At 68.3% G+C, this 3,861-nt stretch carries 4 protein-coding genes; 1 reads left to right on the plus strand and 3 read right to left on the minus strand.

Annotated features, from left to right (window positions below):
* On the plus strand, positions 1-1,571 hold a 1,571-nt coding region (locus VFT73_RS12345), incomplete at its 5' end, for a bifunctional glycosyltransferase/UDP-glucuronate decarboxylase (RefSeq protein ID WP_326411540.1).
* Here VFT73_RS12345 and VFT73_RS12350 read toward each other — a convergent pair.
* The 3 genes from VFT73_RS12350 to VFT73_RS12360 all read right to left on the minus strand — a co-directional run.
* On the minus strand, positions 1,572-1,970 hold the full coding sequence (locus VFT73_RS12350) for a flagellar protein FliS (RefSeq protein WP_326411542.1): 399 nt from the start codon (positions 1,968-1,970) through the stop codon (positions 1,572-1,574).
* Positions 1,967-3,382, minus strand: a complete 1,416-nt coding sequence (fliD, locus tag VFT73_RS12355) for a flagellar filament capping protein FliD (RefSeq protein WP_326411544.1) — start codon at positions 3,380-3,382, stop codon at positions 1,967-1,969. Before fliD ends, VFT73_RS12350 begins: the two co-directional genes overlap by 4 nt.
* Before the next feature lie 42 nt (positions 3,383-3,424).
* Positions 3,425-3,861 (minus strand): EscU/YscU/HrcU family type III secretion system export apparatus switch protein (locus VFT73_RS12360; protein WP_326411546.1); only part of this gene is annotated, 437 nt, incomplete at its 5' end.

Raw genomic sequence — 3,861 nt, forward strand, 5'->3', positions numbered from 1 at the left:
TCTACCAGCCGCTCGACGCGGAGAAGCGCTGGGACCTGTCCTATCTCGGCACCTACAGCCCGGACCGGCAGCCGGTGCTGGACACGCTGCTGATCGAAGCGGCGCGGCGCTGCCCGGAGCGGCGCTTCGTCGTCGCCGGGCCGCAATATCCGGATGACATCGACTGGCCCGCCAATGTCGAGCGGATCGACCATGTGCCGCCCGCCGATCACCCGGCCTTCTATGCAGCCTCGCGCTTCACGCTGAACGTGACGCGGGCCGATATGGTCAAGGCCGGCTGGTCGCCTTCGGTCCGCCTGTTCGAGGCGGGCGCATGCGGCACCGCGATCATCTCCGATCGCTGGGCAGGGCTCGACCGGCTGTTCGCGCCCGGTAGCGAGATCGTGATGGCCGAGAGCGCGGACGATGTCATCGCGGCGCTCGGCGCAGACGCCGCCGCGGTCGGTACGGGCGCGCGCGAGCGTACGCTGGCCGGCCACACCGCCGCTCACCGGGCCGCCGAGCTGGAAACGCAACTCGCCGAAGCCGCAGGCCGCAAGAACAAGAGTCGGAGCAGGACGATGAGCACCAAGAAAACTGCCCTGGTCGCCGGAGGTGCCGGCTTCATCGGCTCCCACATCTGCGACCGGCTGATCGATGACGGCTTCCACGTGCTGTGCTTCGACAACCTCCAGACCGGGCGCGAGGACAATATCCGGCATCTGCGGCGGGAGAGCCGGTTCGACTTCGTCGAAGGCGATGTGACCGATCCGCTGCCGGGGGCGCTCACGCGCAGCGCTCGCAGCCTTGCGTTCGTCTACGACCTCGCCTGCGCCGCCTCCCCGCCGCATTACCAGGCAGACCCGGAGCACACGATGCTGACCAACGTGGTCGGCGCGTCGCAGCTTCTCCGCCTCGCCGAGCGCGCCGGCGCGCGGTTCCTGCTGTCGTCGACCAGCGAAGTCTATGGCGATCCGGAAATGCACCCGCAGCCGGAGAGCTATCGCGGCTGGGTCAACTGCACCGGCCCGCGCGCCTGCTATGACGAAGGCAAGCGCGCGGCGGAGACGCTGGCGTTCGACTTCGACCGGCTGGGGCGCGCCGAGGTGCGGGTGGCGCGCATTTTCAATACCTATGGCCCGCGGATGCGGCCGGACGACGGGCGCGTCGTCTCCAACCTGATCTGCCAGGCGCTGTCGGGCGACGACATCACCATCTATGGCGACGGCAGCCAGACGCGCAGCTTCTGCTATGTCGACGATCTGGTCGAAGGCTTGGTCCGCCTGTCGCGCTACGAAGGCGCGCAGCCGGGGCCGATCAATCTCGGCAATCCGATCGAGCTGACCGTTGCGGAGCTGGCCGAACGCGTGATCGCGCTGACCGGCAGCGATGCCGAGTTGGTCCATCGTCCGCTGCCGGTCGATGATCCGCGCCGCCGGCGGCCGGACATCGCGAAGGCGAAGAAGCTGCTCGGCTGGCGCCCCGAGATGGGCCTCGAAGAAGGGCTGGAGCAAACCATCGCCTGGTTCGCGCGCACGATCGAACGCCCGCGCCGCAGCGAACTCAGAATGGAGGCGGTCGCGGCGGAGTGATCAGCCGCGGCCGATGGCCTGCCAGCTGTCGGCGATTTCGCCGACGTTGGCGACCACGTCGCGGACGAGGGCGGCATTGCCTTCGATGCTGGCGCGCATCACCGCGTCGCGGCAGCCGCGGTAGAAGCGCGACAGCGCCTCTGCCACCGACGCGCCCTTGTCGAAATCGAGGCCGGCCTCCAGCGCGAACAGCAGAGCGATCGCCTTGGTGAGCCGCGCATTCTTGGCGGCATGATCGCTTTCGTCGATCGCGAGTGCGCCCAGCCTGAGCTCGCGCAGCAGGTCCTCGTAGAGGATTGCGATCAGCTGGTGCGCGTTGGCGCCCCCGGTGCGGCTCGCGACGTCAACCGACCGGTAGGTTTCGCGCGGATCGCGATGGAGGCGCGACGCATAGCTCACGCGCTCTTGGTCCAGGACGCGATCTGCTGCTCAAGGAAGCTCTGCGTCGCCTTGTAGGCGGACACGCGCGCATCCATGCTGGCATATTGCAGCGTCAGCCGCTGCGTCAGGTTCTCGCTGTCGGTCTGGAGCTTCAGCTCCTGGTCGGCGATATCCTCCTGCTGCCGGCTGTAGCCCGACTGGCTGGAGGTGAGCGCGCCGCCGGGACCGGTCAGCGACAGCGAAATCTGGCGGAGCGCAGAGCCCAGGCCGACGTTCAGCATCCGCTCGACCGCCGGGCCGGATTCGGACAGCGCGCGCTGCAGCGTCGCCGCGTCGACCGACAGCGTACCGTCGCGGTTGGTCTTGACGCCCAGCTCCGCCAGCGTCTTCGGTTCGCCATCGGCTGCGCCTGAGTTGATGTCCTGGCCGGTCAGCTCGCGCAGCTGGCGCATCAGGTCCTTGGCACCGGTGTCCGACTTTAGCACGCCCGACGTGGCGTTGGTGTCTTGCTTCGCGATGTTTATCAGCTGGTTGTAGGTCTCGACGATGTCGTTGACCGCCTGGCTGAGCGCCGCAGTGGGCGGCGAGGTGTTGATCGCGATCACCTGGCCCGGCGCTTCCTTGACGAGGTCGAGCTTCACGCCCGCGATCAGGTCGCTGAACGAGTTGGTCGATCGCAGCACGTCGACGCCGTCGAGAGCGACCAGCGCGTCGTTCGATTTGCGCGTCAGCGTCATCGCCTGCGCGCCGGTGTTGTAGGCAAGCGCGGAAAGACCGGGCGCGGAGGCGTCCTCCGCCACGTCGATCGTGAACGCCTGGTCGGCGCCGGTCTGGCCCTTGATCGACAGGCGCGAGCCGGTCGAATCGGTGATGACGGTGGCGGTGACGCCCGCCTTGGCGGCATTGATCGCGCTGGCGATGCCGGCCAGGCTGTTCTGGCCGTCGCCGATCGTGACCGTCACCGGCGTCGCGCCCGATTTGGGGGTGAAGCCGGTCGGCACGTCGCTCGCGTCGTAGGTCGCGGCGCCGAGCGTGATCGTCAGCGTGCCCTTGCCGAACGCCGCTGTCGCGTCGGCGACGCTGCCGGACGTGACCACCTGCGCGTTGGCGAGCTTCTTGACCTCCAGGCTGGCTGAAAGGCCGCTGATGTTCGCGCCCGGCAGCAGAGCCACGTTCAGCACCGAGCTGTCGGAGCTGACCGGCTGGGTCGACAGCGTGCCGCTCGAGGTCAATGACGTGAGCGCCGACGAGAAGCCGGTCAGGCCCGAGCGCAGCTGGGACAGCGCCGAAATCTGCGCGGCGAGCGTGTCCTTGCGCGCCTCCAGCGCCTTGGTCTTGGCGCCGAATTGCGCGTCGACCAGCGAAGCGACCAGCGCCTTGGTGTCGATGCCCGAGCCAATGCCAAGCGTTACTGCAATCGAGTCGGACATCTTCGTCTCCTCAATGCATTATCGGCCGCGCGCGGCGGACCTTTAGGCCCGGGCGACCCGCACGCCGTTTTCGTCGAACAGCGCCGAATCCGGCACGATCACGTTGGGTTGGCCGCCGCCGGCGCGCAGGTTCACGCCGAACACGAAGGCGAGCACGGTCGCGATCGCGACATAGAGGTCGTCGCGGACCTGCTGGCCCTCCCGGCTGGTGTAATAGACCGCACGCGCCAGCGCCGGATATTCGAGCACCGGCTTTTCCAGCTCCTGCGCCAGCTCACGAATCGCGAGCGCCTTTGCGCCGCGGCCCTTGGCGACCACCACCGGCACTTCGTCCTGCCCGCGCTCGTAGCGCAGCGCGACCGCGAAGTGCGTCGGGTTGGTCAGCACCACGTGCGCGGTGCCGACCGACTTGCGCGCGCTTTGCTTGAAAATCTCGTGCATGCGCCGGCGCTGCGCGCCCTTGGCCTCGGGTGAGCCTT

Source organism: Sphingomonas sp., assembly GCF_035758555.1.
In the GTDB taxonomy this organism is placed as follows: domain Bacteria; phylum Pseudomonadota; class Alphaproteobacteria; order Sphingomonadales; family Sphingomonadaceae; genus Sphingomonas_B.